We start from the raw sequence: 26,885 nt of genomic DNA, 5'->3' as shown, positions 1-26,885 counted from the left end.
CGGCGTTTTATGCTCTCCGCTTGACAAGGCCTCTCTCCTCGAGGCGCCTAGCAACCTCGCGCAGAACGCCTCTAACAACGGGCCTCAGCTTTATGTCGCCGAGCTTATATGCTGCCCTGCGGATGCTCCCCTCTCTTGCTACGAGGATCAGAATATTCCTTTCATCCCCGTCCAGCTCCAAATGTTGAAGCGCAATTTTAGCGACTTCCCGTGGCGTTTCAGCGTAGGGCCAGGCTTCTAGGTGCTCGTCGACAAAGCTCTCGAACTTCTCGGTGAGCTCGAACGTGACGAGGTAAACGTAGCTCTTTTCTCCCAGGTATTGGTAGTGTTCGCGCAGGGCCTTTGTCAGCTCTTCTGCGCTGTTAAAGCCGTCCAGTCTCGCGATCTCGTCAGTAATCTCTCCGAGCCTCAGCCTACGCACCTCCTTTATTACCGCCTTCCCGATTATCTTCCCGCCGGCATGTATTAGGATGACGTCTCCGGGTTTCACGCCTGGAGAGGTTGCCCTTATCGTGGCTGTTTTCCTGCCACTGAGTATCAGCGGTATATACTTCTTGGAGAACATTAAACGCTTGATCATTTCTCAATATCGAGGGCTATGTCGGGGTATTCTGGAACTTTGCGCGAACCATTAGTACCCCTGTGAATCACGACGCTGTCTGCTCTAAGAGTCCCCTTCAGGTCTTCGGCGAACATCGGAAGAATCTCGTAGTACTTCTCAGAGTGAAGGTGTATTGCCTTGATTGGGGCCCCAAGGGCTATGCGGGCGTCGTGCTTTGCCCTCCTGGCCTCTGCTATTGTGGCAATTATCATGTCTCCTATCCTAGCCCTCTCGCTGTCAAACACAATCTTCTCGGGCCAGGGAGCTGTTGTTATACTCTCGTATTTCTCGTGCGGCCTGTATATGACGTCGTATATTTCCTCGCTTATATGTGGGGTGAACACGGAGAGTACGTTAAGAGAATAGAGAAGTACCTTGTACGATACATAGAGTGCGCCTGGATCGCCTCTTGCTAAGCGGTACTTTATCGCCTCAAGGTAGTGGTCGCAGAACTTATGCCACATAGTGTCGACTATTAGCTGAGATGCTCTTTGGAAGTCAAAACTCTCGAGAGCGTCTCTGGCACCCTCAATCATGCTTGACGCTTCGCGGAGCATCCAGTGATCCACCTCGGTCAGACTCCTCGCGTGATCCTCTGAGGGTTTGTAGTCCCTGAGATGTGGATGTAGTAGTCTTGCGGCATTCCAGATCTTTACGAGGAAGCGGTGGGCGAAGTCCACGCCCTCCCACGAGAACCTTACATCCTGCCCTGTCGAGGCTGCCGTGGCAACCCAGAGCCTAAAGCTATCTGCTCCGTACTTCTCCAGAACTTCATTCACAGCGACGTAGTTTCCGTAGCTCTTGTGCATCATTCTCCCATCAGTGCCCCTAACCATCCCGTTTATCAGAGCAGTCTTAAACTGGGGCTTGTTGAAGAGGGCTATGCCTCGGAGTATCAGGTAGTAGTCCCATGTCCTTATTATGTCGTAGCCGTTGGGTTGGAGGTCTGCTGGGAATAGCCTCTCGTCGAAGTTATCGGGCCACCCGGCATGCACCGCAGCTGTTATGCTAGAGTCCATCCAAGTGTCCATCACATCTTTCTCGCCCACCAGGTTCGTAGAACCGCACTTCGGGCACTTCTCGATCGGCGGTTTGTCGAACCTGGGGTCTATCGGCAGGTGCTCTGGGTCTACAACTATCTCGTGGCCGCAGTCCTTACAGTAGTAGACGGGTATCGGCGTGGCGAAAAGTCTCTGGCGGGAGATGACCCAGTCCCAGTCAAGGCTTAACACCCAGTTCTCCAGGCGCTTGTACATATAAGGCGGAACCCAGCGGATTTTAACACCTTCCTCTAGTACAGGTTTATTAAGCGCGCTAGACTTGACAAACCACTGCTTCTTCGGTATGATCTCCACCGGCGTGTGGCACCTCCAGCACGTTCCAATACTGGTCCTGATGCTCTCGACTTTTACTAGTAGGTTTTTACTCTTGAGAGCCTCGACGACCTTCCTCCTAGCCTCCTCGACTGGTAGTCCCTTGAGAGGCCCTGCATTCTCGTTCATTAACCCGTTCTCAGTGATAGAGATTATGACCGGGAGGGAGTACTTCTTCTGCCACTTCACGTCTGTCTTGTCGCCATACGTGCATATCATGACGGCTCCTGTGCCGAAATTGGGGTCTACAGCCTCGTCTGCAATAATCGGGACTTCCCTCTCATAGATTGGCACAACTGCGTGCATGCCCACGATTTTCTCGTAGCGCGGGTCTTTGGGGTTCACGGCCACTGCCACGCATGACGGAAGGAGCTCCGGGCGTGTAGATGCAATGATCAGATCCTCGCCTGTCTCCTTGACCTTGAACTTAAAATAGTAGAGGGGGCGATCTTTCTCAACGTACTCAACCTCAGCTTCTGCTATCGCGGTCTCGCAGCGGGGACACCATATCACGGGATGCTCAGCCCTATATATGAGCCCCTTCCTGTACATTTCTACGAAACTGAGTTGTGTCCGGCGCCAGTAGTCAGGATCCATCGTCATGTACTCGGTTGACCAGTCGATGCTCAAGCCCAGGCCCTTCAGGGCCCTTCTCATCGAGTCGATCCATTCGAGAGTATACTTCTTGCATAGGGCAATGAACTCTAGTGGCTCAAACTCGCTCTTCCGTTTACCAGTTATCTTCTCAACTCTAACCTCTGTTGGCAGACCATGGCAGTCCCAGCCTTGCGGGAAGAAGACGTTATAACCCTGCTTTCTCTTGTACCTGGCGACAAAGTCAATGTACGAGAAGTTCAAAGCATTCCCAACATGGAGCTCGCCGCTCGGGTATGGAGGAGGAGTGTCTATGCTGTATGTGGGCCTAGTCTTGTCGTGCTTGTCGAACCTGTAGATGCCTCTCTCCTCCCAGTATTTCTGCCACTTCCTCTCGATAGCCTTGAAGTCGTATACTTTGGGAAGAGTACCCTCCATAATATCGTATACCCAACAGAGGATAAAATAAAAACTTAATCCCAAGCGAGCTGTTGCTAATGGTGATGGTGGTGTTCGTGTTCCTCAACCTCTGACACCGTCTCTTCAATCCCGATTCCAGCTATGGCCTCCCGGAGCTCTTGCGGTAGTTCTATACTGTAGGCCTCCAGTATTTTCGCAACAAAGTAGGGGTCTGGAGCCGCTCCCTCAAACTCTACCCTGTCTTCGCCGTTGACCTGTATAACGTTCTTCGGCACAGCGTAAACCCCGTACATGTCGGCTAGGTCGCTGAACTCTAGGGCTTCTATCATGTCACCGTATATGTTCTTGTTGACCATTGCGAACCTATGCGAAGCCCTCACGGCTAGGGGGCAGTAGGGGCACGTGGGGGTGACGAATATCATTATTCTCGTCGGACTAACGACGTATTTATTTAACAGTTCAGCTAGCTTAGGATCTATCTCGAGTTTACCTGTCGAGGCGTCCAGTATGTCCTCCACAAAAGCCCCGAACTCGTAGCCTGCGGGTATGCCGAAATACCTTATGTTCCATTCGTCAACCCCGTGAATTAGTATTGCGGGGAACATGGGGATGTTATATTTCCTGGCTTCGGGGTCTCTGCTCGAATACTTCTCAATCTTCACCTTCCCGTTAGATGTCTTATTCACTAACTCTAGGATCTGCTCTGTGTCGTCACAGTACATGCACTCTGCCTCAGGGTCTCTAAAGTACCTTATGATGACTGGGTTCTTGAGCCCAGCAAACATCCTGGTGAGCTCGCTCACTAATTCTTCATCGTATTCAACCGGCATAGTACTTCCTAGCCTCTATTCGTGTTAGGTTTTTAAGCTTATTGGATTATGTGAACGCCGTCCCTTGCCCCAACGTATATTCTCGAAGGCCTCTTTATCGCGAACACGCCGTTTGCTACCACGCCCGGAAGCGTCATGAGCTCTCTTTCCAGGTTCTCTGGAAGGAGGACGTCCGAAAAGACAGCGTCCACCAGGAAATTTCCGTTATCGGAGACCACTGGGCCTATTTTGCCTTTGTCCGCAACTCTCAGCGTCGCAGATTTAACCCCCTCAAAGTTCCTCAGCTCGGCTAGAACCTGGCTGACGGAAAACGGGTGCACTTCTAGTGGGACTGCCACGTCACTGGGTGTACTTTTAAGCTTGCCTTCGTCTACGAGTATCACGTACTCCTTAGAGTAGTAGTCTACTATCTTCTCCCTGAAGAGCGCGCCGCCTATGCCCTTGACAACCCACTTACCCGGGAAGACGGCATCTGCACCGTCAAAAGCTATGGCTGGTTTCTCTTCGAGTAGAGGTCTCTCGAGCAAGCCTAGCTTCGAGGCCAGGAAGCTCGTATCATACGACGTTGACACAAAATATACTTCCAGGCCTTCTCTCCTAACTCTCTCGGCCAGTTTCTCTACAAAGAGCCTAATGGTAGTCCCGCTCCCGAGCCCTATAAGCATCCCATCTTTGACGAGCTTTAAGGCCTCCTCTACGGCCTTCAGCCTTAATGCTGTAATGTCCACAAGAGTTATGACTAAACAGGGTGTATTTAACAGTCCCCCTGCTCTGGTATAGAGGGCAGGCCAGTTTTCTAAACGTTTTTTAAATATTAGAACCTCTCATAATGTTGGCTGTGGAAGACGGCATTCCCAACTGGGCTTTGATGGAGGAGGAGATACTCGTTGTGGAGGACGAAAAGAACGTCTACTTCAACTTCCCCTACTCTCTCTACAAGAAGACAATCGAGAAGGAGCTAGCCAGACTATCACCGACTGTTAAGGTGAAGGATGATCCCTTGGGCGGCAAGAGGGCACTGATTATCCTCGACAAGCAAGCAGGCTCAGAGGTCAAAGCGTGGCTCTCACTCGCAATGAAACAATTGGGAAATAAGTACTTCGTGACAGAGCTCGAGATAATCTAGCATGGAAAACATAAAAGTCACGATTTCACGGTAGGGATAATGAACAGGGAAGAGTGCTCTATAATATGTGATGAGATCGTTGAAGAGTGCAACGCCCGTTGTAACAACTTGACCTCTGAGTGCATCGAGAACTGCGAAGCTCAGGAGCAGGCCGCATGCGCTGAGGCATGTGAAGAGTGCTGTAGCAGGAGCGCAGACGCCTGTAACCGTATATGCAACGCTATTGAGGCAAGATGCCACGACATATGCGAGGCAACGGTTTAGCATTAGGCCTCCAACCTCAGGATTCTCTTTTCTGACCCTTATTCCTGGCGTAAAATTTTTCCTCTATAACAAGTAATACTTGGTTTACGGTGAGGCCCGGTGAGGGGTTGGATACTCTCGTTCAGGCTTGGGAGAAAGCGGTACTATCCGAGGCAAGTAATAATAGAGGTGGAGAACCCCGTGAACCTGCACCAGTTGATAGGAAGGAAGGTTGTCTGGGTGCATCCTAAGGGGAAGAAGTTCATCGGGAAAATAGTGAGAAAGCATGGGAATAGGGGTACACGGTTCATCGCGTACTTTAGGAGGCAGCTCCCGGGCATTGCCTTGGGATCAGAGGTAAATATTGTCTAGTTCTCATTTCCTGAACCCTTGCCCGTTGGAGAGAGAACGATGCTGTGCTGCAGGACAAAGAGTAATTAAGTATTAAATTTACTTTTTATTGTGTCTGTTAGATCCTGCCTAGTATTAGTATGGCTAGGAGTAGGCCGTAGACCGCTATACCCTCGGCTAAGCCGCCCATTATAAGCATCCACGTTGTTAGCTCCGGTTTCTCGGCGGCAGCGGCAAACCCCGCGGTGGCAACTCCTCTCAAGGCTATACCAGAGGCCAGGGTAGACCCAGCAACGGCTATGGCACCCGCTAGTAGAGCTATGGCGCCTGGTAGATCCAGTGCGCGTGCTTCTGCTGCTGGTGAAGCTGGCTGGAGAATTCTTGTTGCCGCGGAAGCTAGGACAGATATTGACGCCAGGAGCATTGCAACGTTAGCTGCAAGCAGTACAATCAGCACTTTTTTTCCCTTCATAACGACACCACCTTTTTTAATCGTATATAAAAATATTATCTCCTCCCTGACACCTCAACTGCCTGAACTACCGGCTTAAACTCTATGCCCTCTCCCTTGAAGAATTTCGTCGAGAACTCGTAGTAGGTTAGCCTCATTGCTTGAATGCCTACGGCTAGAGCCTCTATTGCTAGAACCAAGAGGTTTGCCACCAGGTAGCTCGCTGCCCAGCCGGCAAAGTGCGCCATGTTCTCACCTAGTATTCCAAAAGCTTCGTGAGCCATAGCAAAGGCGGCGAGACGTATATAGGAGAGAGAGTTGGCTGGGAACGCTATTATCATCTCAATGACCTCTGACATTGCATGCATGAACTTTTCTCTGTGCCCGGTGGATCTCGCCTCGTAGAAGCCGAAGCCCAAAACTGCGATCAGCGACCCTACGATAAGCCACAGAAGCAAGGAAGCGTCGGGCGAACTTAGAGCTCCGAAGTTAAAGCCGCTAGAAGCCAGCTTGTAGGCTATTATGACGCCTGATGAATAGAATAAAATACCCATGCCCCCCATCCCGCTGAACAGCGCACCAGCGATGTCGCCGAACCTTACGAGGTTGATGACGTTGAGCGTCATTGCGAGTAATAGTTGCGCTACTCCAAACCACAGTGCTACCGAGATTATACCGTACACATCGTGGATAGGACTGATAACCGGGCTACTGAGCTGTATTAAGAAGAACATGAAGCCGTAAAGAGCCCCGAAGAACGTGCTGGAAATCCCGGCGAGCGTGGCCAGTGCTCCGAGGGTACTCGCGCCTTCACGGCTGATTCCCAGTAGGGGGTATTTCGTCTTGAGCAGCCACAAGCCAAAGAGCATTAGCAGTAAGCCCTGGCCAATGTCGCCGAACATCATGCCGTACATTATCGTGAAGAGGGCGGTAAATATCAGTGTGGGATCTACCTCCCAGTATGCAGGCGTGCCTCGCATCAAGGTGAGTTTATACAGGTATCTCCGTAGACCCTTCGCCTCTATGAAGGTAGGAGCTCTCTCCTTTCTCGGAATTTTTTCAAGCTTAAAGTAAAGTATTCGAGGAACACGTCGTAGGAGTTCCTGTTCTAAAACCTCGCTGTACCTTGCAGGTACGTACCCTTCAGCTATTGTTATCCTCCTGCTCCTAAAGACTCTGACCTCGCTGAGCAGGGGCTGTGCACGGTACATAGCCTCTAGAGTCTGCTCATACGAGACGTACTCCTCTATCTTCCTCAGAATGTCTCGAATAATCACTAGCTGCATGTCAATCTTCTGCATCATCTCCTCGGAGGGCAGCTCGAGGATGTTCCTAACCTCCTCGCTTAAGTGCTTGAGGTCTTCAACTACACCGTCGACGCTACTGATAAGGTTCCTGAGGAATGTAAACCTCTCCTCTTGGGGTAGCGGCCTGGGAGGTGTAACTTCAAATGCCTCCCTAAATAGGCGCGCAAGTTCGGCTATGTTCCTATCGCCAAGCTGGTCGGCGACCCTCTCCAAGCTAACCTCGTAGTGCATCAGTCCAGCCACAATGACTTTAGCTATGATCGAGTTCCTGATAGCCCGCTTCCGTCTATCTACATCCTGTGCCAGGTCGCTTAGCTCGCCAGCGCTGCCATCAGATGTGAATACAAGTGCTCCATACCGGGATTTCATCACGTTAGCTAGGCTCTCAGCGATGACTTCAGGTGCTACTAGAACGCACCCGAAGCCCCAGCCCACTTCTCCCGTGGTGACTATAGCCGCTCCATACACTTTGCTTGTGTCCTCGGTGCAGAAGCTCTGCAAATCCTCCTCCCCATAGGCAATGAGGAGTTTTCCGCTGGCCTCTAGAGGTCTCGATGAAGCCCTGTTCAATAGCTCTTTAACACCGAGGTACTTGTAGAAAACTAGGATATCTTCTAGGAGCTGCTGCGCATTTCTCTTCAAAGGAGGAGACGACAATATCCTTTCAAGGTCGCGTTGAGGTAATATGTCCTCCTTCATGATTGACTGAACAAAGGAGCAGTACTCCTTGCTAAGGCCTATTCTAGTGAGCTGGAAGGAATTTTCCTTGCATACCTTGTATGCTAACTTAAGTGAAGCTATGGTGTAAAGTACCTCCCTGACGAGCTCCTTTTTCTGGCGAAGCTCTCTAACTGCCCGGTAGGCGTTGCCTATTATCTCTTGCCGCGAGGCTTTCTCAAATTCGACAGCGTCCCGGAGAACCCCTGCCACCTCTATGAGTAGGCTGTGTAGTTCTTTCCTTACACTCAGCTCCTCTTCATCTATCCTTTTGAGCACGGTTTCAGGTTTGTCAAAGAACCAGGGAGGCAGCTCAAACTTCTTTGCGTATACAGACTTTAACTCATTGACTTTCGCCTCTAGTTCACGCTTGTATATCGTGAGCAACGCGTGTTCAAACCCGGAGATCCTTGCCCGGCGGATGATTGCTCCCAGTGAAAGCAGTGATGTTGTCGCATCAACCAGGTTTTCGTCCAAAACGATAAGTAAATCTGTTCGGAGGCCTAGTTTCTCTCTTCCTATGTCTTCAGGCGACACGCCTACCTCATATAGCCGCTCTGCGAGCCTCTTCAGTTTCTGCAAGTGTTTGTATTCCTCTACTTTTTCCTCTACTTTCCTTAGCAATATGTCGTCAGGCCTTAAGACCTTTCTCGAGACCTCGAGTGCTTCGTCGATGTTTAGTACCTGCGGCGTGATTTTGCCCTCGAGGACGTCAACCAAGAGGGGCGGCAGGATGCTCCTGGCCTCAAAAGGTGTCTCTAAGTGAACATTCCCAACAACTGCTAGGGCGTCTAGAAGGCTAACCTCGTGCTCTGAGGGAACGGCTACTCTGAATCTCTGAATGGCTTCTGGCGTTATCAATTCGTATCACGGTTTTAGTCCAGGCTAGTAATATAAAATTGTTGGGGTATATAAAAAATGATACATATTACTTGTAGTTAACATATTTCCGCCTCTTTCTCTCTAGGAACTCTTCCATGTACCTCGAGAACACTCCCTTTTTCCTCAAGAACTCCCCGTACTTGTACAAAGCCCAGAGAGCTTTAACTGCTCTCTCGGGGGTTGGGTACGATGGTATACCGTTCATGTCGAATTCCTCCCGCTCTAAGACTGCCATCTCACTCCAACCTGTATCAACGGCAACGAGAGGCTTAGAGTAGTTGCTTGCCAGCTCGGAGATTTTCCGCGCTAAGTCTAGAGGATCCGGAATACCCGGAACCTGGTGGAGAGCGAGCACAGCAATAGCGTCGATCTCGTCGCTCTCCAGCAGTACCCTCGTTGCCTCCACGAACATTTCGCTCGTAGCAGAGCCAGTAAGGTCTACAGGGTTTGATACTTGCGAGAACTCCGGAAGAACACCCCTCCTCCTGAGGTCTTCAAGTTTATCACGGGCTTCCCCGGTCAACTCTGGGACTTGTAGTCCAAGAGTCTCAGCCATGTCCGTGGCCATGACTCCAGCGCCACCGCCATCAGTTACGATGGCAACCCTGGATCCGGAGGGTGGTGGCTGGCTTACAAAAGCCTTTGCGAAGTCGAAGAGTTCTTCAATATCGTGGGCCCGTATAACTCCAGCTCTCCTGAAGGCAGCCTCGTATACTTCGTCTACCCCGGCGAGGGAGGCCGTGTGGGAAGCGGCGGCGCGCCTTCCAGCCTGCGTACGCCCGGCTTTTAGGGCTACAATTGGTTTGCTTTGGGCCACTCTCTCGGCAACTCCAATGAACTCTCTCCCTCTCTTTATACTCTCAAGGTAGAGGAGGATAACCCATGTATTAGCATCCCCCTCGAGCTCTTGGAGAAGGTCTACTTCGTCCACGTCAGCCTTGTTCCCGACACTGAAAAAGTACGACAGCCCGATTTTCTCGCCAGACATGTAGTCCAGGGCAGCTGTTCCAACAGCCCCGCTTTGAGAAATTAGAGCCACATGACCCTTTGGGGGCCTGGGTGTGCTCAGGACTTCACGCCCATCTCTCAGCTTCTTGTAGTAAGGCAGGAATATCGTGTCGACACCACTCCACGGCGAGAATACACCTATACAGTTGGGCCCCAACACCCTGACGCCGCCTCTACTGGCCTCTCGTACAAGCTCCTCCTCCAAGTCATGCCTACCTATCTCACTGAACCCCGAGGAAATAACTACTGCGGCTTTTACTCCTCTCTCGCCGAGTTCCCGTACAACCTGCGGGACTATCCTAGCTGGGACGACTACCACGGCAAGGTCGACTTCGGGTGGGAGGTCTTTCACGCTCTTGTAGACTTTTACGCCTAGAATAGCGTCTGCGTTTGGATTGACAGGGTAAACAGGGGCCTTGAGAATCCCCCTGTTGTAGTTCTCGAGTAGGTGTTTCAGTATTATGTGACCGGGTTTATCCTCTTCGCGTGATGCGCCAATAACAGCTACCCCTTTAGGCTCAAAGAGTGGTTTTAAACTGCTAGTCATGCTTCCTGCATCCAGTGTATACACTGGCATATGTTAAAAAATATTTACTTCTAGCACGTGAAATAAATCAATTATTGAGAAAGATAACACCCTCTACAAACGTGTAATAGAACAAAATCTGAATTACACATAGCAATTTAACCAATGACAAGTGCATTATTTGGTGTAATTAATATTACAAAAGATGTAAATAGAAAATAAACAAAAAAGATCACTTTCACAGTGCTCGCAATTCCGATTATAAGCTTCTTCGATGCTCTCCTCAGGTAGACTATCTATGGCTACCCCTCTGTCAGCAAAACAAGAAAACGAGATAAAAGCACTTGAGAGAAAGTATCTCGCAGATCTCGACTGGGAGAAACACGAGAACGCTAACCACAACGTGAGCTACAGTAATTTTAGAAACTATATTTTTGAGAAACTCGTTGAGACCCCTCAGGTGCTAAAGAGCTACCTCCCGCCTACTGCAGTTGAACAGCACTTCAGGGGCGATATACATATACACAAGCTCCCTGATAGCCTTTGGATACCTTACTGTGCCGGGTGGAGTTTCAAAAGGATCCTCCAGCTTGGGCTTAAAACGCCAACCATCATATCTGCCCCAGCTAGGCACTTTGACACAGCAGTAGCACACCTTGTAAACTTCTTCTTTATGGGAGCGCAGGAGTGGACAGGCGCTCAGGCAGTAAGCGCGTTTGACCTGTACGTTGCGCCCTTTGTGGAGCATGATAAACTGGACTTCACTAGGGTGAAGCAGACCCTGCAGGGCATGCTCTTCGAGCTTAACTACCCGGCTAGAGCGGGGTACCAGAGCCCCTTCACGAACATAACTCTGGTGTTCGACACGAGCAAAGACATGCTTGAGGGGGAGGCACTAGTAGGCGGCAAGCGTGTAGGTAAACTCGGGGACTACGTAGAGGAGGCAATTATTGTCGGCAGGGCTCTCTTCCAGCTCTACTCTGAAGGAGATGCCGTAGGCCAGCCTTTCACATTCCCCATACCAACGCTGATGCTTACGAAGAACTTCGACTGGAATGGCAGGAGATGGGGTGAGCTCTCAGACCTAATATTCGAGACTCTTGCCAAGAAGGGTTCGGCGTACCTACTGAACGGGTACTCGAGCAACGTTGAGGCACTTTACGCTATGTGTTGCAGGCTCACTATAGACGTTAACCATGTTGTTTCAAAGAGCAACGGCGTGTTTACGCTCCGGCTTGACAGGGCCTCACAGGAGGATGCTCTGGAGAGGTTCCTGAAGTCTAGAGAGAACTCCAGGACTTACGGCATATGGGCCCTACCAGACGCGACTGGTAGCATTGGAGTCGTGACGCTCAATTTACCTAGGCTAGCTTACCTCAGCAGAGGAGAGTGGGGCTCCTTTGAGGAGTTGCTGACGTCGCTTTTGGAGAGCACGAGGAAAGTCCTGCTTGCGTGGCGCGAGAGATACAAGGAGACGCTTGGAGCTGGGCTTATGCCTCTCACGAAAACGTACCTTGGCCACTTCAACCACCACTTTAACACTATCGGAGTGATAGGTCTCCCAGAGGCGGCAGCTAACTTCATGAGGAATCCGAAACTCTGGTTTGAAGGTTCTCGGAGGGAGATGGCAGATGCCATAAGCATCGAGAAGAGAATGGTCTCGCTGATAAGGAGGTACGCCGAGGAGTTTGAGGAGAGAGATGGATACCTCTATAATGTCGAGGAGGTTCCAGGTGAAAGTACAGGCTATAAACTGGCTAAACTAGACATGGAGATGTTCAGGGAGGATTACAGGCGGGGCGAACTACTTATACCGTCTGACGGCCAGAGCCCATTCTACAGCAACAGCGTAGTACCCTACTATGCTGACGTGCCCATATACCAGAGGGCAGTTTGGGAGGGAGAAGTACAGCAGGAATTCACTGGGGGTGTAATGATGCACCTGTTCCTGCACGAGCAGCCGGATCCCAAAGCCCTCAAGAACCTTATCTACCGCATAGTAACGAACACTAAAGTAGTCTACTTCAGCATAACTCCTACGATAACAGTCTGTAAGAAGTGTGGCAGGAGTGTTACAGGCTACCTTGATGCATGCCCTCACTGCGGGAGCAGTAACCTCGAGCACTGGAGCCGCATTGTAGGTTACTACCGCCCAGTGAGCAACTGGAACCCGGGCAAGAAGGCAGAGTTCAAACTGAGGGTAACCTACTAGTCCTCAGAGTAGAGGCTCAACCTCTATTTTCTCTCTCCTGATTCTCGCGGCAAAAGGCCTCTCTATGGGGTAGAAGCTACAGCTAAATATGCTTAAGAGTTTTCCGTTAAAGAACCACTTAAACCCCTCTGGGAAAGGCTCGTGCGCCCTAATTATCATCTCGAGGTTATTGATCCGCAGGAACTCTTTCACGGGCTTCCAGCCGTAGAGGTAGATCCCCCACCCCCTGAAGCTCGGAGCGAATTCCTCGACATCTTCGCTTGGATCATTCCACAACATTTGGAGTGCGATATCGTCTAAGAATTCCTGACCCTTCGGGATGCTCTTGACCTGTGATAGTGAATAGAGACCTTTCGCTATTCCACCGTGAACAGCGAAGATTCTCTGATTGACTACGGCCGCTAGGCTCAGAAACGTATAGAGGTTCTTAAATTCCCCGTAGACGACTCGTCCGTACGTACTCTCGACCCGGGAGTAAAAGCCGTACTCCATGTTCATCTCCTCCGATTCGTGGTTACCCCTGAGTAGGAACACTCTATCAGGTGAGGAAACTTTAGCCAGTAGGAGTAGCTCTATGTTCTCAATTTGGTAGGGACCCCTGTCGACATAGTCCCCGAGAAAAAGTTTTATCTCGGCGTCACTCTGTAGAGCACTAGCCGTAACGTCGATATCCCCGTGGGTATCTCCGACAACCAGGATATCGTCACCGTCGATCTCCAGGAGCTGCCCTTCAGACCTTAAGACATTCCTGGCGTCGTCAATGAGCTCTAGGAGAATACTCTCCTCGAGGGGCTTGCGTTCGCGCAGAAAATCCTGGAAAACCCTCGTGTAGTCAGGCATTCCTACCAGCTCCCCCTAGGGGGAGCCCCCTGCAGTACACAACGCCCCGCACTCTTCGCACAAAGTTCGGGCAAGCATAGCATTGAAGAAAAGATACTTGACTCTTGAGAACGGGGCATTCTACAGCCTCTTTTTTCATGCCACTTATCATCTTCTTCGAGAGGGCCTTCTCTAGTTGCTCTACGAGAGATTTGTCGACGCGCATTGCTCTCTCGAGCTTTACAACCTGCACCTCGTACTTGTAGTCTCTTGAGGCCATACACGCATATCTCAGCATCACCCTTAAATTCGTGACTGTCCGGTTTCTGGCCTTACCTCAAAGAATATTTTTGTGTGTTTGATGTACGAAGCATATGAGCGACCTTGCATGGTTTATTTATGCCCTATTAGACGCGCTTTTTGCGGCTCTTGCGACAATTTCGCAAAAATGGGGCTTTCCAAGGTAGACCCCGTGATTGCTACTGGTCTACGCTCTGTGATAATGATAGTGTTTACAGTTTCACTGATGTTGCTTATGAAGGATAGAGCTCTGATCACGAGCCTAACCTCCAAGGAGGTCTTGTTCATAGTTCTAAGTGGTGTGGCAGGCGCCCTCTCATGGCTACTCTACTTCGTGGCTTTGCAGTACGGTAAAGCTGTAAACGTAGCCGTTGTGGATAGATCCAGTATACTTTTCATCGTCGTCCTCGCCGCCCTCGTTCTAGGCGAGGAGATAACCCTTAAAAAGGCTATAGCTGCGGGCCTAGTGCTAATCGCACTGATACTTATTTCAGTGTGAGCCGCCTCGAACAATGATTCTTTTTAGCTCCCTCCTCCTCCGCCAGTAATGGTACTCTATTGCTATGATCACTATTAGAACCACGAGGGCTATGAACCCGATGATAAGAGCTATGAAGTCCATAACGCCTAATACTATCTCTGCCACATTTACTGTACTGGAAGAGGTGGTATAATACTGTGACTTTGAAGACCGTCATACTCATCCGTCCTGGAGAACTGACTGTGAAAGGCCACAGAGCCAGGGAACGCTTTGAGAAACTCCTGGTTAGGAATATTAAAGATGCTCTGAGCTCGGAGGGGATCCAGGCAGAGGTCAAGAGAGGCTTTGGGCGCTTCTACGTTTACGGGCCTCCCGAGTCAGTGAATGTCCTGCGCAGAGTTTTCGGGATAAGATCCATGTCCATAGCCGCGGAGGTCGAGTTTACAAGCTTGGAAGACCTTATTGCCAAGAGTGAGGAGTACTTCAGGGACATAGTAGCTGGTAGAAACTTTGCTGTGAGAGCTAGGCGAGCCGGGGAGCACCCCTTCACTTCGATGGATGTGAACAGGCTTCTAGGCGAGAGATTACTGAAGTATGCTAGAAAAGTAGATCTAGAAAACCCCGAGGTCGAAGTCTACGTTGAGATCAGGGGTAACAGAGCGTACTTCTTCACAGGAATTGTAGAAGCGTATGGTGGTCTCCCTGTAGGAAGCGAGGGGAGAGTTATCGCGCTCGTCTCGGGAGGCTTCGACTCATTAGTAGCGGCGTGGATGGCACTGAAGAGGGGTTCCGAGGTAGAGTTTCTTTACCTCAACCTGGGCGGGGCTGTCTCGAAGTACTATGTGGCTAGGGCGGTGAAGACGCTGGCTGACAGGTGGTGTTTTGGCTACTATCCTAGGCTATTCATTGTAGACTTCACGGATTTTATTAGGGAGTTAAGGGCAAAGGTCAGGCCAGATCTCCTCGGGGTTATACTCAAGAGGTACATGTACAGAGCGGCGAGCTACTTTGCCCGGAAGGTGGACGCCGGTGGTATAGTTACCGGAGAGAACCTGGGCCAAGTTTCCTCCCAGACGCTAGCTAACTTGAATGTAATAGACAAGGCATCGGAATTTGTTGTACTTAGGCCTGTTATCTGCTTAGACAAGGACGAGATCGTGAAGATCGCCAGAGAAATAGGAACCTATGATGTCTCTAGCACCGTGAAAGAGATCTGCGGTATCTACTCCATACATCCTCGAACATCTGCGAGCCTCGAAGAGGTAATACAAGAGGAGGAGAAAATCGACGAGAGCATTTTCCTGAAAGCCATAGAAAATGCTGAAGTACTGGATATTCGGAGGGTAAAGATAGAGGAAGTCTGGGACAAAACCTATGAGGAGCTCGATATCGAGCAGATACCCCCTGGGGCTGTGGTACTAGACGTGAGGCCGGCCGAAAAGTTCAGACTAGAGCACATCCCGGGTAGCATAAACGTGGATTCCTGGTATCTCGAGGAGGCTATAGCCAAGATAGGGCGCGATAAGACGTATATAGTAGTTTGTGACGAGGGCGGGTTGAGTAGGGAAGTGGCCTACACTCTCAGGAAAATGGGAATCAGTGCTTATAGCCTAAAGGGTGGGATAAGAGCGTTCAAGCGGAAGCTTTCTCATCTACAAGGGCAAGACGCTTCTTGAAATATTCCTCGGCCTTCTTCTTGATCTCTTCTGGGATCTCCCTGTCAAATGGTAACTCCTCGGAGTTCAGGAGATCCACGAGGAACTTCAGCGCGAACTCGCCTATTACCTTGAAGGCTACGGGGTGCAGGTGCTCGGCGTTGTCTCTTTCCGTGTGAATATCGGCTCCGCTCCCACTCGAGCGGTAGAAGTTGACCGCAGGAACGCCCCCCTTCCAAACGAACGACGTAGAATCACTACTCATGACGTCCTCAGAGATGCTAAGGTTCACTCCCACCTCTTTGGCTTTAAACTCAACGTAGTTTCTCAGAGTTTTAGAGCCACTCACGATAGCCGCGGAGAAGCCCAGGGCTCCCCCGTGGACGTCGAGGTTCACGACTAGAACGACGTTCTTTAATTCGTCCTTGTGCCTGTCGATGTATGCAAGGGAGCCTCTAAGGCCAAGCTCTTCGGCGCCAAAGAGGACGAACCTAACGCTTCTCTTCAACCTCTGGTCAGAGAGGCTCTTTGCCAGGGTGAGGAGCAGAGCGACTCCCCCTGCATTATCTGTTGCTCCGGGGACTCCTAGCACACTATCATAATGTGCTGTTACAAGGACAATTTCATCGGGGTATTTATAGCCGCTCCTCTCAGCGTAGATGTTGTAGCTTGTCACGTCTCTGTAGGCTTGCTCAAGAGCAAGAAATACCCTCTCTGCGTCGAGAAGCCTAACAGCATCTCTGTAGCTTACATACACAGCAGGAAGACTCCCGTATCTCTCCCTCCACTCCCAGGGAACAGCGACTCTACTCAGAGTCCGGTAAGGTGTACTCTCGGCTACAATGAGCCCGGATGCTCTTTTCGCCAGGAGCTTCCAGTTCTCTGCAGAGGGCCTCCCGACAGCAAGCCCAATCCAGCCACCCTCCTCCGGTAATAGCATTTTGTCCGAGTTCTCTATGTATGCTAACCTCCCCTCGACGCCGCTTGTCTCCCCGCTGAACCCTATGGGGCTAGCCTGAATCTCTGCTCTGAACGGACTTGTTACGTGGAGCTCTAATCTGCGAATCTCGTAGACTTTCACGTTAAACTCTTCAAGTGTAGGAATATACCCATGCTCGGTGAATTCTTCTGATATAATTTTCCTGGCCTCTTCCTCACCTCTCGATCCTGTGAAGCGGTGCTCCCTAGCGAGTTTCAGTGTTAACTTGTAGGCATACGTCGGGTCAAACATTGACTTACTTATTTTTTAACCCCTTTTTAATACTCTTTCTAGGCAAATGCCTAGGAAGGCGCTTAGGCTCCGCGTGGCTGGCATAGTCCAGGGGGTGGGCTTTAGACCACATGTTTACAGGTTAGCGAGAAGGCTAGGCCTAGCTGGTTATGTGGTTAACCTCGGGGGCTCTGAGGTCGAGATATGGGTTGAAGGCGATGCGCAGGCCGTGGACTCTTTTCCAGAGATTTTGCGGCGAGAAACACCTCCGTCAGCAGAAATAGAGGAGATCATTGTCGAAGAGGTTGAGCCTGAAGATTTTGAGAAGTTTGAGATTAGGAAGAGCGGTAGGGAGCTTACTAAGATCTCCATGATTCCGCCCGACTTCGGCATGTGCGAGGACTGCAAGCGGGAGATCCTAGACCCCTCTTCGAGGTGGTACCGCTATCCCTTCCACAGCTGTGCTTGGTGCGGGCCCCGCTTCACGGTAATTAGAAGCATCCCATATGACCGTGAGAATACATCGATGAGCGCGTTCCCTCTCTGCGCGAAGTGCCGGAGCGAGTACTCTGACCCGGGGGACACTAGGCGTTTTCACATACAGGGTATCTCGTGCCCAGACTGCGGCCCGCAAGTTTACCTCCTAGATGCTGGAGGATCCCCTATACGTGTAAAGGATCCAATCTCCGAAGCTGCCAGGCTCATAGATGAGGGATATATTGTGGCCGTGAAGGGCATAGGGGGGTTCCACCTCGCGGCACGCGCCTCCGACAGCGAAGTAGTCCTGGAGTTGAGGAGGAGGAAGAGGCGGGGGCGCAAGCCGTTTGCCGTTATGGCGCTCGACCTGGAGGTGGCGAGGAAAATAGCGGTCGTAGACCGCCTAGCCGAAGAGATCCTACTAAGTCCTGCCAGGCCTATAGTAATACTCCCGAGAAGAGAGGCTGTTTCGCCTGAGGTGGCTCCAGGCCTTAAGACAGTTGGGGTAATGCTTGCGTATACGCCGCTTCATTACCTACTCCTAGCCAGTACAGAGGATCGTTTCGCAGTGATGACGAGCGGGAACGAGAGCGGAGAACCGATAATAAAGGATAATGACGAGGCTTTGAAGAAGCTGTGCAACGTCGCCGACTACTTCCTAGTGCACAACCGCGAGATAGTGAACAGGGTGGACGACAGCGTCATTAGGTTCTCCGACGACGAACCTGTTCTCCTGCGTAGGTCGAGAGGCTATGCCCCAAGGTGGATCAAGTCTAGTAAGAGGTTTGCCAGGCCTGTAGTGGCGCTAGGCGCAATGCTAAATAATACTGGGGCGGTCGGCCTCGAGGAGTACGTAATTCCCACACAGCACATAGGAGACTTAGAGAATGTTGAGACGCTTCGTTTCTTAGAAGAATCCCTAATGTTTCTCGTGAGAACCTACTCTATACCACTACGAGAGGCTACCGTCGCCGTCGACAAACACCCCCACTTCCTGAACAGGGTACTTGCACGAGAGTTAGTAGAAGAGTATGGATCTGAACTCGTGGAAGTCCAGCACCACGTCGCGCATTTGAGCGCATCTCTCCTAGAGTACGGGGCGAGCGAGGGCTATGGTATCGCCATAGACGGAGTAGGCTACGGTGACGACGGGATGATCTGGGGAGGGGAGGTGCTTTATTTGGGAGAAGACGGGGGCTACCAGCGCCTTGGGAGGCTCGAGTACCTTCCGACGCCTGGCGGAGACAGGGCCACCATATATCCTGCAAGAATAGTCATAGGCGTGCTGGCTGAAACTCTTAGAAGTGAAGAGGTCATAAGTCTTGTCGCCAGGTTGGGCCTCGACAGGCAACTTCCAGGGGGACTACGGGAGGCCTATGTTGCGATGAAGCAGGCCACTTGGGGCGCGAAGTGTTCGAGCGTTGGCCGCTTTTTAGACGCTGTTTCGTCCCTGCTCCACGTGTCCTGGGAGAGGACTTATGAGGGGGAGCCGGCAATAATGCTTGAAGAGTTTAGTTGGGGGGGCAACCTGATAAGCTACAAATTCGAGCACAGCGGCTCAGTGATACATACAAGAGATTTCTTCTACGATTACATCCTGAACGGGCGCTTCGTAGAGGCGAGACCCCAAGACATAGCCTACACTGTGCAGTACGAGTTAGGGAGGTCTCTGGCAGAGGTTTCGCGTGAGCAGGGTGCCAGGAGAGTGTACGTGACTGGAGGGGCGGCAGTCAATACGGTGATACTAAAGGGGATAAAATCGGTCATTGGGCGTGAGAACGTCATCCTGCCGAAGAAGCTGCCACCCGGTGACGGCGGCGTATCTGCGGGGCAAGTCTACTACGTGAAACTGAAGGGGCAAGCTTAATTATTGTCCCCGGTGTTAGGAAAAACGCGATGATGACTTGAACCCGATTCGAGTAAAGTAGTGACTGGGGCCGTCGCTACTGAGCTAGTCATTGAGTAACTAAGGAAGGCCGGCTAATACGAGGTTCCTTTGGATGACTTCTTCCGGCAATCCTACTTCTTTGCCGACAACTAGTTTTTCTAGGTTGTTCGCCTCTGTAAGTGCTAGGAGATTGAAGTAGTATACGTATGCCACGCCCGTTGAGTACTTCACAGCCACGAGCTGCCTGGCTCTAGACACAAGGTTCTTTTGGACTTGTACGATCAACTCTGTAAGCTTGAGGGTTTTCCATTCCTCTGGTAGCTGAGGTATTGGGGCCCTGAGAGATTTAGAGTAGTTCTGGAGGAGCCTGGTGAGTATTTCTGGCCTAAGAACTTGCGACCACAAGAGTAGTTTTGCCTCGAACTCCTCCCTCACAATGTTCCTCAGATCCTCCCTCTCTTCCCTGCTGATTGCTAAACTATCAGCAACCCCAAACAGATAGTTGTAATAAAGTATGTCTAGAAGGGCCTCCCGCTCTGCTTCTAGCCCGCTCACGAAACTCGGAGTGCCGGGAGCCTGGTACGGTGTTTTCGAGAGTTCTTCCCACAGGCTTCCTTCTGTTCTGATCTGCATCAGCCTTGCGGGACCTATGTGGCGTCCATAGGGGTAATAGATAACTGGGCGTTGTGCACCAAGTATATACCTAAAGTGTATCTTGGCGTTTTCGATCTCAAGCCTGTCGAGTAGCGCATACACTATTTGCCCCAGCGCGCGGTCAGACGCCGCCAGTATCTCCATCCTCGAGACGTAGACCCTGTATATTTTCTCCAGGACTTGCTCTAGGGAGTCGCGTTCTGATATGAGCGAGTAGTCCTTGAATTCTGGTAGCTTCTTCTCGCCGCGCAATATAGCTTCATAGTCCTGTACCCGCAGGAGCCTGGACTTTAACCCGTGTGCCCTAACGGCAATATATGCCTCCACTAGCTAGCCACCTCCCAGGAGCTTCACTCTGACGAAGTCCTCCAGCTCCTCTTCAATAACCCTTTCTTCAATTCTCCTGAGGACGTCTGTAAGCGCGGGGATTAGGTTCTTCTCCAGGCTATTCACGACCCTATTAATGTACAGTAGCTGGTCGCTTATCCTCTCCACGGCTAGCTCTTTATTAGCGACATCAATCATCACTTTAACAGCGTTCCACAAGCGTTCGATAGCCTCTCTATAGTCTGGATCCGTTATCTGCGAAAAATCTGGGTCTTGGACTATCCTGGCTTGAGGTACTGGTATCCCCTGGTAACTCATAATAATGCTAGTTATTTTTGGTGGATGCACGAGCGAGGCTGTTGACCTGAAGTCGTGTTCACCACGTGCCATTCTCATGACTGCTGCCCTACGGGCTGCCTCTATAAACTCATGCTCTGCCTTGGGCCTTTTCTGCAGCTCGTCCATTATACTTAGGAGCTCTTTAGCCAGCTGATCCCTCCTCATCTGCAAGACATCCTTACCTCTCCTCACAAGCTCCAGTCTCCTCCGCAACAGCTGTAAGGTTCCTCTCGAGGCAGGGAGAAAAGCGAGCTCGCTTAACATCCCTTCTCAGCCCTCAGCTCCTGTAGGCAGGGTGGTACTTCTCGATGATGCGCCGTGGTATTCTGACGAGCTCCTCCTCTGGTAATATTGAGAGGACTTTCCACCCTCTGTCTAGTGTCTCTTCTACACTCCTGTTTTCGTAGAATGACTGGTTTACGAAGTAGTTCTCGAACTCCTCTGCGAACTTCAGGAATCTTCTCATCTTCTCGCTGAGACCAATTTCGCCGATTATTCTCGCCAGATCCCGCGCCCTCACACCTCTAGAGTAAGCATCGTAAAGCTGGTCTGCCAGATACCTGTGATCCTCCCTAGTCTTACCCTCACCTATTCCGGCCTTCATCAGCCTGCTCAGGCTGGGTAGTACGTTCACGGGCGGATAGATGCCCTGGGCGTAGAGCTCCTGGCTTAGGAAGATCTGCCCCTCAGTTATGTAACCTGTTAGATCTGGAATAGGGTGCCTGAGGTCGCCTCCCGGCATCGTCAGTATCGGGAAGAGCGTAATGCTGCCCTTCTTTCCCTTAATTATACCTGCCCGCTCGTATATTGTCGCGAGGTCGCTGTACATGTATCCAGGGTAGCCCATCCTACCCGGGATCTCACCCCTTGCTGAGCTAACTTCGCGCAGAGCCTCACAGTAGTTGGTCATATCTGACATTATCACTAGGACATGCATGTCGAGTTCAAAAGCCAGGTACTCTGCCACCGTGAGCGCGATGCGTGGAGTCATGAGGCGCTCGACAGCTGGGTCATCGGCTAAGTTGAGAACTGCTACGAGCCTCTCTATAGCTCCAGTCTCGCGGAACTGCTCCATGAAAAACTCGGCTTCTGTCTTCCTCAGACCTATACCTGCAAAGACAACAGCAAACTTCTCCCCCTCACCCCTAACAGTTGCCTGCCTTGCAACTTGTGCGGCTAGTAGGTTGTGCGGGAGCCCTGACACGCTGAATATTGGGAGTTTTTGCCCCCTAACTAGGCTAAACAGACCATCGATTACGGACACACCGGTTTGAATGAAGTCGTGAGGGTACTCTCTGGCAACCGGGTTTATAGGCTCTCCTGTTATCTCTCTGAGCTCGCCTGTCATAATGGGGGGTAGCCCGTCGATAGGCTCGAATCTGCCGTTGAAAATCCTGCCCAGGACGTCTTCTGAAACTCTAATCTTGAAAGTAGAGCCAGTGAATTTCACGAATATGTCTGTTTCGAGCCCTTCGCGATCCCCGAGAACTTGAACTATTGCACTACCTATGCTAGTTTCAAGGACTCTCCCGAACCTCTCACGGTTGTCTTTACCGTATATTCTTACAACTTCATCGTACGCGGCGTTTTCAATTCCGTCTACGACAAGCAGGCTACCTCGTATTTCCCTGATTCCTCGGTAGATTTTCCCCGGATAGTGGTTAACAATGTTCCTAAGCACCCTCTCAGACACTAGCCACCACCCCAGACTGTATCTGGACGCCGTGGCGTTGCGCGACCTCATCCAGTCTAGCCATCATACGGTTGTAGAGTTCTTTTACGGCCTCTAACCCCCTCTCGTCCTCCTTTACTCGCATCATCTCGTATACCTCTGGCAACCGCGTAATCTCTTCTATGGATACCCTCTTTTTAATCAATTCGTAGGCCTTGTCGAAGAAATCTATCATCATTTTAAGTAGCCAGTACTGTTTTTCGGGCTTGCAGAACACGTCCTCTCCTGACAGGGCCGTCTGCCTCAGGAAGCCCTCCTTTATTATCTCCGATGTAAGAAGTATCAGTCGCTGGTCATCCGGTAGAGCCCCCTCGCCGACCACAGACGCTATCGCCTCGATTTCGCTGGCCACGGTCATTAGCCGCAGGGCCCTCCTCCTGTACTGCGGGAACTCAGGAGAGACGTTCTTAACCCACCACCTCTCGACTATGTCCGCGTACTGACTAAAGCTCTTCAACCAGTTGATGGCCGGGAAGTGTCTCCTGTAGGCTAGATCTGTATCCAGGGCCCACATGACTCCTACAAACCTAAGCGTGTGGATTGTCACGGGCTCGTTGTAGTCGCCTCCTGGTGGAGAAACGGCTCCAAGAACTGTCACTGACCCGCTTCTCTCAGGTGACCCTAGAGCCTTCACGCGTCCACCGCGCTCGTAGAACTCTGCTATCTTGTCAGGCAGATAGGCGGGGTAGCCCCTCTCCACTGGCAGTTCTCCAAGTCTACCAGCTATTTCGCGTAGCGCTTCCGCCCACCTGCTCGTAGAGTCTGCTATTAGTGTTACGTCGTAGCCCTGATCCCTGTAGTACTCTGCGAGGGTTATGCCCATGTATATTGATGCCTCTCTTGCCGAGACAGGCATATTAGACGTGTTAGCGATAACGATTGACCTCTCGATTATCGGCCGCCCGGATTTCGGGTCAACGAGCCTTGGGAACTCCATAAGCATTTCAGCTATCTCGTTCCCACGCTCTCCGCACCCAATGTATATGACTATCTGCGAGTCACTGTACATTGAAACCTTGTGTAGCGTCACGGTCTTCCCAGTACCGAACCCACCTGGAATCGCGCCAGCACCCCCTTTGGCTATTGGGAAGAACGTGTCTATAACCCGTTGCCCTACGAGAAGCGGTACTTCGCTGGTCAATCTCTCCTTGTACGGCCTTGCCTGCCTTACAGGCCACTCCTGCTTCATTGTGAGCTCGTAGGTTCTGCCGTCTGCCTCAACGACAGCAATAGTATCTTCAACAGTATAATCACCTTCAGGAGCGATTTCCCTGAGCCGTCCTTCAACGCCTATTGGTACCATAATCCTGTGCTCGATGAGAGGGGTTTCCTGTACTGTGCCAATTATGTCTCCAGGGCTTACCTTTATCCCTCTCTCAACCCTTGGAACGAAGTGCCACTTCTTTTCCCTTGGGAGGGGGTTTACTTTTACGCCCCTCTTAACGAAGGGTCCTACTAGTTCACGTATACTCTCCAGAGGCCTCTGGACGCCGTCATACACGCTGGACATAAGACCCGGGCCAAGCTCCGCGACTAATAACTTACCTGTGCCCACTACAGGCTCTCTGGGCCGGAGGCCACTCGTGTCTTCGTATACCTGGGCTGCAAAGTAATCCTGTGCGACCCTGACAACCTCGCCTAGAAGGCCCTCGTTGCCTACGTATACTACTTCTCCGAGTTTTATGTCGTTGATACCCTTGCCTATTATGACTGGCCCTGAAATCTTAGCTATGTAGCCCTTCCTGTTGCCGGACATGGTTTTATTCAACGCTGAATTGTAAATAAGCCACATTAATGTTTTGCCTTTAGGAATACTCAAAAACAGGAATACAAGGGCGGGGTAAAAGGAGCTAGAGTAAGATCCGGGAGCACAGTATCCTCTGTAGCCTACTTATAGCAAATTTTACATCTTCCTCGTTCACCGTCTTGCGTTCAGCGTGCTTAGAGGCGTCAACAGCCTCACGGGCAATTTCCCGGGCGATCTTCTCTAGGAAGTCTCTCAGGAGTATAGTTGCTTCCTCGCTGACGCGCTCTGCCCCTTCCTGGTGCAATATCCTGTCGATAGGGGCGAGCGGTATTTCGTAGTCTTTTTTCTTTGCAGACATACACTACCCCCCGTAGGATTACAAAACTAAATATTAAAAGATTTTCACTGTATTTACGGAAAGAGATTTCTTCCAGCCCTTTCCTTCCTTAGCGTGAAAACCGCGAGGAAATATATTTAAGTGCGGTGTAGAGGTATTCGGGGGAATTACATGGGTAATGTTAGAACGAAACTCGTTAAGAGAACGGCTAAGATGCTCATAGAGAAGTTTGGTGACAGCTTTACAACGGATTTTGAGTATAACAAGCAGAAAGTAGCAGAGCTGATAGACGTCCCCTCAAAAAAACTACGAAACCTCATAGCAGGCTACGCTACGAGGCAAGTAAAGAGGAAGAAGATTATCGAGGCACAAATCAGCTTGAGGCAAGAGATACCGACAACAGACGAAGAGGAGTACATTAGACAGATAGAGGGCGTGTGAGGCACCTGCAAGAAAAAATATTTTACCCGAGAAAATAACTATCTAAGAGGGCGGGGGTGCCCGAGCTAGGACAAAGGGGGCGGACTTAGGATCTCTTGAATGGGATAAGACCTCCGCTGGCGTCGGCCTGCCCGGGTTCGAATCCCGGCCCCCGCACTCGAGCATTTTCCTTCTGGGAATACTGCTAGGAAAGCAGAGAAAATATTATAAACCGTATTGAAGTGGTGTGAAGGGGTTAGTCGATGAGGCATTCACACGGCTATAGGAATCGTAGCAGGAAGGTATTCCGGCACACGCCGCGTACTAGGGGCTATGGGGGGTTGAGCCGTCTAATGTACGAGTACAAGGTGGGAGACTACGTGATTATTGACGTGAACCCAACATTCATCGAGACTGCGCCGCATAGGAGATACCAGGGGAAAGTTGGTAAGGTGATTGAGCGGAGAGGAAGAGCCTACGTCCTAGAAGTCCGCGTTGGAGGGAAAATTAAGAAGATTGTAGCAACGCCGGAGCACCTAGTTCCAGCAGCCCAGCCCGGGGGCGCTACCTAGTCAACGTCCAGGACGTCTAACTCGATGTTTTCAACGCTCTTCCCCAACACGCCGGCTATGCTCGGATTTGTCCTACCCTGATCCCCGTGAATGAACTCTTTAATATAGAAACCGCCCTGTGCTTCGATCACGAGCTCTACTTCGCGCTCTGAAACCCTCTTCGCCTCAACTCTGTAAACTACCTTTCGTCGTAGCTTGTCTACCCTCCTGTGGAGTACTCTGAAGGGTGTTCTCTGCTCAACGACAGCAACGTTGAACACTGTGTTTAGCTTGCTGATGTCCTCTTCGGTGATGGGAGTAGAGAAGGTGACGAGAGCCCTGTAAACTTTCCTGGCGACCTCGGCGAGCCCCTTCAGCTTCTTTATGCTGTCTCTATCGCAGTAGCTCAGCCCGTGCACCTCGATAAGGCCCCTAGCCTCCATGTTTATTTTCTTCTCTAGTTCTGCGAGGTCTATGCTGCGCTTCTTCGGCCTCTTTATCTCTAGGACAAAGGGCCTTCCTCTGCCTAGAGTGCGCACGTCGATGTCTTCCCGCCCACCAGCATGGAATTTCGCACCAAAGGCCTCGAAGAGTGTTATGGCAGGCCTGGAGACCAGCTCCTCTATGGAGGTCTTGAACTTTATTCTGTCATCTGTATAGGGCCAGGGGTTCTGCGGTAGGCCTCTTACCAGTTTCCTGTACCGCCCACATATAAAGACAGGTCTGGGGTGAACCTCGACTCTACCGTTCCCGATGTCTATGATTATGAGTACTTCGGATTTCTCTGCGCCATAGACTTTCCCGGATATCTTGGAGAAAATCTTTCCAACTTCTCTACTAACCTCGTTCTTCAACGACTCTGCATCCTTTAGCTCAAATAGGCGCCAGATATCCTCTTCCCGTTTTACCATCTGGTAGGGCAAGCGGACTCCAAGCTGGAACGTTGAGAACTCGTACTCTGACGTTGCCTCGAGTATGCGTAGGGCGAGCTCTTCGTACCTCGAAGAGATCCCCCCACATATATAGCATTTAGACACAGGGGGGACTTCCAGTGACAGGCTTGCCAGGACACTCCTGGCGGGCTCAAACCCGCTTTCAGCCAGGGCCCTCAGAAGCCTTTCGTCGAACTCGCGAGGTGAGCTCCTATAGGCTTCTAAGAAGAGCAGAGTTTTTATAGACCGCCCTCTCTCGGCGTTGCTGACACCGTGTCCTCGAAGGCCGAAAAGTCGTCCGAGGCACGAGTCGCAGAGGCTGTAACCGTTCTCCAATATTTGACGCGCTTTCTCGACTATCATGACAAAAACCTG

General features: G+C 51.0%; 25 protein-coding genes and 1 tRNA gene. 9 read left to right on the top strand and 17 right to left on the bottom strand.

Translation table 11 applies throughout. The annotated features are described in order from the left end of the window. Window positions 1-7: 7 nt before the first annotated feature. The 4 genes from IG193_RS05945 to rpiA are packed head-to-tail and all read right to left on the bottom strand — an operon-like array spanning window position 8 to window position 4,546. Window positions 8-580 carry an ASCH domain-containing protein gene (locus IG193_RS05945; protein WP_192818278.1) on the bottom strand — a complete coding sequence of 191 codons (573 nt, stop codon included), beginning with the start codon at window positions 578-580 and terminating at the stop codon, window positions 8-10. Further along, complete coding sequence (locus tag IG193_RS05940; protein ID WP_192818277.1) at window positions 577-3,006, bottom strand: valine--tRNA ligase; 2,430 nt, start codon at window positions 3,004-3,006, stop codon at window positions 577-579. The genes IG193_RS05945 and IG193_RS05940 overlap by 4 nt, the downstream gene beginning before the upstream one ends. A gap of 56 nt (window positions 3,007-3,062) precedes the next feature. Further along, entirely contained in the window at window positions 3,063-3,818 is a 756-nt protein-coding gene (gene pdo, locus IG193_RS05935) for a protein disulfide oxidoreductase (RefSeq protein WP_192818276.1), read from the bottom strand. A 38-nt stretch (window positions 3,819-3,856) separates the two neighbouring features. Then, window positions 3,857-4,546, bottom strand: a complete 690-nt coding sequence (rpiA, locus tag IG193_RS05930) for a ribose 5-phosphate isomerase A (RefSeq protein WP_218042124.1) — start codon at window positions 4,544-4,546, stop codon at window positions 3,857-3,859. A 101-nt stretch (window positions 4,547-4,647) separates the two neighbouring features. Between rpiA and IG193_RS05925 the strand changes: the two genes are divergently transcribed. Further along, entirely contained in the window at window positions 4,648-4,944 is a 297-nt protein-coding gene (locus IG193_RS05925) for a hypothetical protein (protein ID WP_192818275.1), read from the top strand. A 363-nt stretch (window positions 4,945-5,307) separates the two neighbouring features. Beyond that, the gene (locus IG193_RS05920; protein ID WP_192818274.1) at window positions 5,308-5,559 is read left to right on the top strand and encodes a 50S ribosomal protein L35ae; all 252 of its coding nucleotides are present in this window, start codon (window positions 5,308-5,310) and stop codon (window positions 5,557-5,559) included. A 97-nt stretch (window positions 5,560-5,656) separates the two neighbouring features. On the opposite strand, the gene IG193_RS05915 is transcribed toward IG193_RS05920, so the two are convergent. The 3 genes from IG193_RS05915 to IG193_RS05905 form a co-directional block, all read right to left on the bottom strand. Beyond that, window positions 5,657-6,010, bottom strand: a complete 354-nt coding sequence (locus tag IG193_RS05915) for an ATP synthase subunit C (RefSeq protein ID WP_192818273.1) — start codon at window positions 6,008-6,010, stop codon at window positions 5,657-5,659. 35 nt (window positions 6,011-6,045) lie between these two features. Next, on the bottom strand, window positions 6,046-8,874 hold the full coding sequence (locus IG193_RS05910) for a V-type ATPase 116kDa subunit family protein (RefSeq protein WP_192818272.1): 2,829 nt from the start codon (window positions 8,872-8,874) through the stop codon (window positions 6,046-6,048). 67 nt (window positions 8,875-8,941) lie between these two features. Continuing rightward, a complete protein-coding gene (locus IG193_RS05905) occupies window positions 8,942-10,450 on the bottom strand; it encodes an acetate--CoA ligase family protein (protein WP_192818271.1) in 1,509 nt (502 codons plus the stop codon). Window positions 10,451-10,727: 277 nt separating this feature from the next. Between IG193_RS05905 and IG193_RS05900 the strand changes: the two genes are divergently transcribed. Next, window positions 10,728-12,641 (top strand): anaerobic ribonucleoside triphosphate reductase, encoded by a 1,914-nt coding sequence (locus tag IG193_RS05900; protein WP_192818270.1) that lies wholly within the window; start codon window positions 10,728-10,730, stop codon window positions 12,639-12,641. Between the two features lie 3 nt (window positions 12,642-12,644). Here IG193_RS05900 and IG193_RS05895 read toward each other — a convergent pair whose 3' ends face one another. Together IG193_RS05895 and IG193_RS05890 are read right to left on the bottom strand one after the other, a co-directional pair. Beyond that, a complete protein-coding gene (locus tag IG193_RS05895) occupies window positions 12,645-13,481 on the bottom strand; it encodes a metallophosphoesterase (protein ID WP_192818269.1) in 837 nt (278 codons plus the stop codon). Further along, complete coding sequence (locus IG193_RS05890; RefSeq protein WP_192818268.1) at window positions 13,474-13,740, bottom strand: hypothetical protein; 267 nt, start codon at window positions 13,738-13,740, stop codon at window positions 13,474-13,476. The genes IG193_RS05895 and IG193_RS05890 overlap by 8 nt, the downstream gene beginning before the upstream one ends. 168 nt (window positions 13,741-13,908) lie before the next feature. On the opposite strand from IG193_RS05890, the gene IG193_RS05885 reads away from it, so the two are divergent. After that, window positions 13,909-14,259: an EamA family transporter gene (locus IG193_RS05885; protein ID WP_218042123.1), complete on the top strand. Its 351-nt coding sequence runs from the start codon at window positions 13,909-13,911 to the stop codon at window positions 14,257-14,259. Here IG193_RS05885 and IG193_RS05880 read toward each other — a convergent pair. Continuing rightward, window positions 14,251-14,406 (bottom strand): hypothetical protein, encoded by a 156-nt coding sequence (locus tag IG193_RS05880; RefSeq protein ID WP_192818267.1) that lies wholly within the window; start codon window positions 14,404-14,406, stop codon window positions 14,251-14,253. The two genes, IG193_RS05885 and IG193_RS05880, sit on opposite strands and share 9 nt — an antisense overlap. Window positions 14,407-14,438: 32 nt before the next feature. On the opposite strand from IG193_RS05880, the gene thiI reads away from it, so the two are divergent. Continuing rightward, complete coding sequence (gene thiI, locus IG193_RS05875; RefSeq protein WP_192818266.1) at window positions 14,439-15,917, top strand: tRNA uracil 4-sulfurtransferase ThiI; 1,479 nt, start codon at window positions 14,439-14,441, stop codon at window positions 15,915-15,917. Here thiI and IG193_RS05870 read toward each other — a convergent pair. Continuing rightward, complete coding sequence (locus IG193_RS05870) at window positions 15,874-17,127, bottom strand: M28 family metallopeptidase (RefSeq protein WP_192818265.1); 1,254 nt, start codon at window positions 17,125-17,127, stop codon at window positions 15,874-15,876. The two genes, thiI and IG193_RS05870, sit on opposite strands and share 44 nt — an antisense overlap. A 46-nt stretch (window positions 17,128-17,173) precedes the next feature. Between IG193_RS05870 and hypF the strand changes: the two genes are divergently transcribed. Then, complete coding sequence (gene hypF, locus IG193_RS05865) at window positions 17,174-19,450, top strand: carbamoyltransferase HypF (RefSeq protein ID WP_192818264.1); 2,277 nt, start codon at window positions 17,174-17,176, stop codon at window positions 19,448-19,450. Window positions 19,451-19,549: 99 nt separating this feature from the next. Here the strand turns inward: hypF and IG193_RS05860 are convergent, their stop codons facing one another. The 5 genes from IG193_RS05860 to IG193_RS05840 all read right to left on the bottom strand — a co-directional run bounded on the left by IG193_RS05860 (window position 19,550) and on the right by IG193_RS05840 (window position 24,628). Next, on the bottom strand, window positions 19,550-20,452 hold the full coding sequence (locus tag IG193_RS05860) for a V-type ATPase subunit (RefSeq protein ID WP_192818263.1): 903 nt from the start codon (window positions 20,450-20,452) through the stop codon (window positions 19,550-19,552). A gap of 3 nt (window positions 20,453-20,455) precedes the next feature. Continuing rightward, window positions 20,456-21,055, bottom strand: coding sequence for a V-type ATP synthase subunit D (locus IG193_RS05855; RefSeq protein ID WP_192818262.1), 600 nt, complete (start codon window positions 21,053-21,055; stop codon window positions 20,456-20,458). 13 nt (window positions 21,056-21,068) lie between these two features. Continuing rightward, the gene (locus IG193_RS05850) at window positions 21,069-22,484 is read right to left on the bottom strand and encodes a V-type ATP synthase subunit B (RefSeq protein WP_225876055.1); all 1,416 of its coding nucleotides are present in this window, start codon (window positions 22,482-22,484) and stop codon (window positions 21,069-21,071) included. Further along, on the bottom strand, window positions 22,477-24,279 hold the full coding sequence (locus IG193_RS05845) for a V-type ATP synthase subunit A (protein WP_192818261.1): 1,803 nt from the start codon (window positions 24,277-24,279) through the stop codon (window positions 22,477-22,479). The genes IG193_RS05850 and IG193_RS05845 overlap by 8 nt, the downstream gene beginning before the upstream one ends. Before the next feature lie 94 nt (window positions 24,280-24,373). After that, the gene (locus IG193_RS05840) at window positions 24,374-24,628 is read right to left on the bottom strand and encodes a histone family protein (RefSeq protein ID WP_192818260.1); all 255 of its coding nucleotides are present in this window, start codon (window positions 24,626-24,628) and stop codon (window positions 24,374-24,376) included. A gap of 150 nt (window positions 24,629-24,778) precedes the next feature. On the opposite strand from IG193_RS05840, the gene IG193_RS05835 reads away from it, so the two are divergent. From IG193_RS05835 to IG193_RS05825, 3 genes are all read left to right on the top strand, one after another. After that, window positions 24,779-25,048 carry a 30S ribosomal protein S17e gene (locus tag IG193_RS05835; RefSeq protein ID WP_192818259.1) on the top strand — a complete coding sequence of 90 codons (270 nt, stop codon included), beginning with the start codon at window positions 24,779-24,781 and terminating at the stop codon, window positions 25,046-25,048. 50 nt (window positions 25,049-25,098) lie between these two features. Beyond that, window positions 25,099-25,204, top strand: a tRNA-Leu gene (locus IG193_RS05830). Between the two features lie 86 nt (window positions 25,205-25,290). After that, window positions 25,291-25,599, top strand: a complete 309-nt coding sequence (locus tag IG193_RS05825) for a 50S ribosomal protein L21e (protein WP_192818258.1) — start codon at window positions 25,291-25,293, stop codon at window positions 25,597-25,599. Here the strand turns inward: IG193_RS05825 and IG193_RS05820 are convergent. Continuing rightward, complete coding sequence (locus tag IG193_RS05820; protein WP_192818257.1) at window positions 25,596-26,873, bottom strand: tRNA pseudouridine(54/55) synthase Pus10; 1,278 nt, start codon at window positions 26,871-26,873, stop codon at window positions 25,596-25,598. The two genes, IG193_RS05825 and IG193_RS05820, sit on opposite strands and share 4 nt — an antisense overlap. Window positions 26,874-26,885 lie beyond the last annotated feature (12 nt).

This window comes from Infirmifilum lucidum, from assembly GCF_014876775.1.
GTDB classification, from domain to species: Archaea; Thermoproteota; Thermoprotei; order Thermofilales; family Thermofilaceae; genus Thermofilum; species Thermofilum lucidum.
Note: the sequence above shows the minus strand (reverse complement) of the source record. Positions and strands in the feature narration are given on the sequence as shown.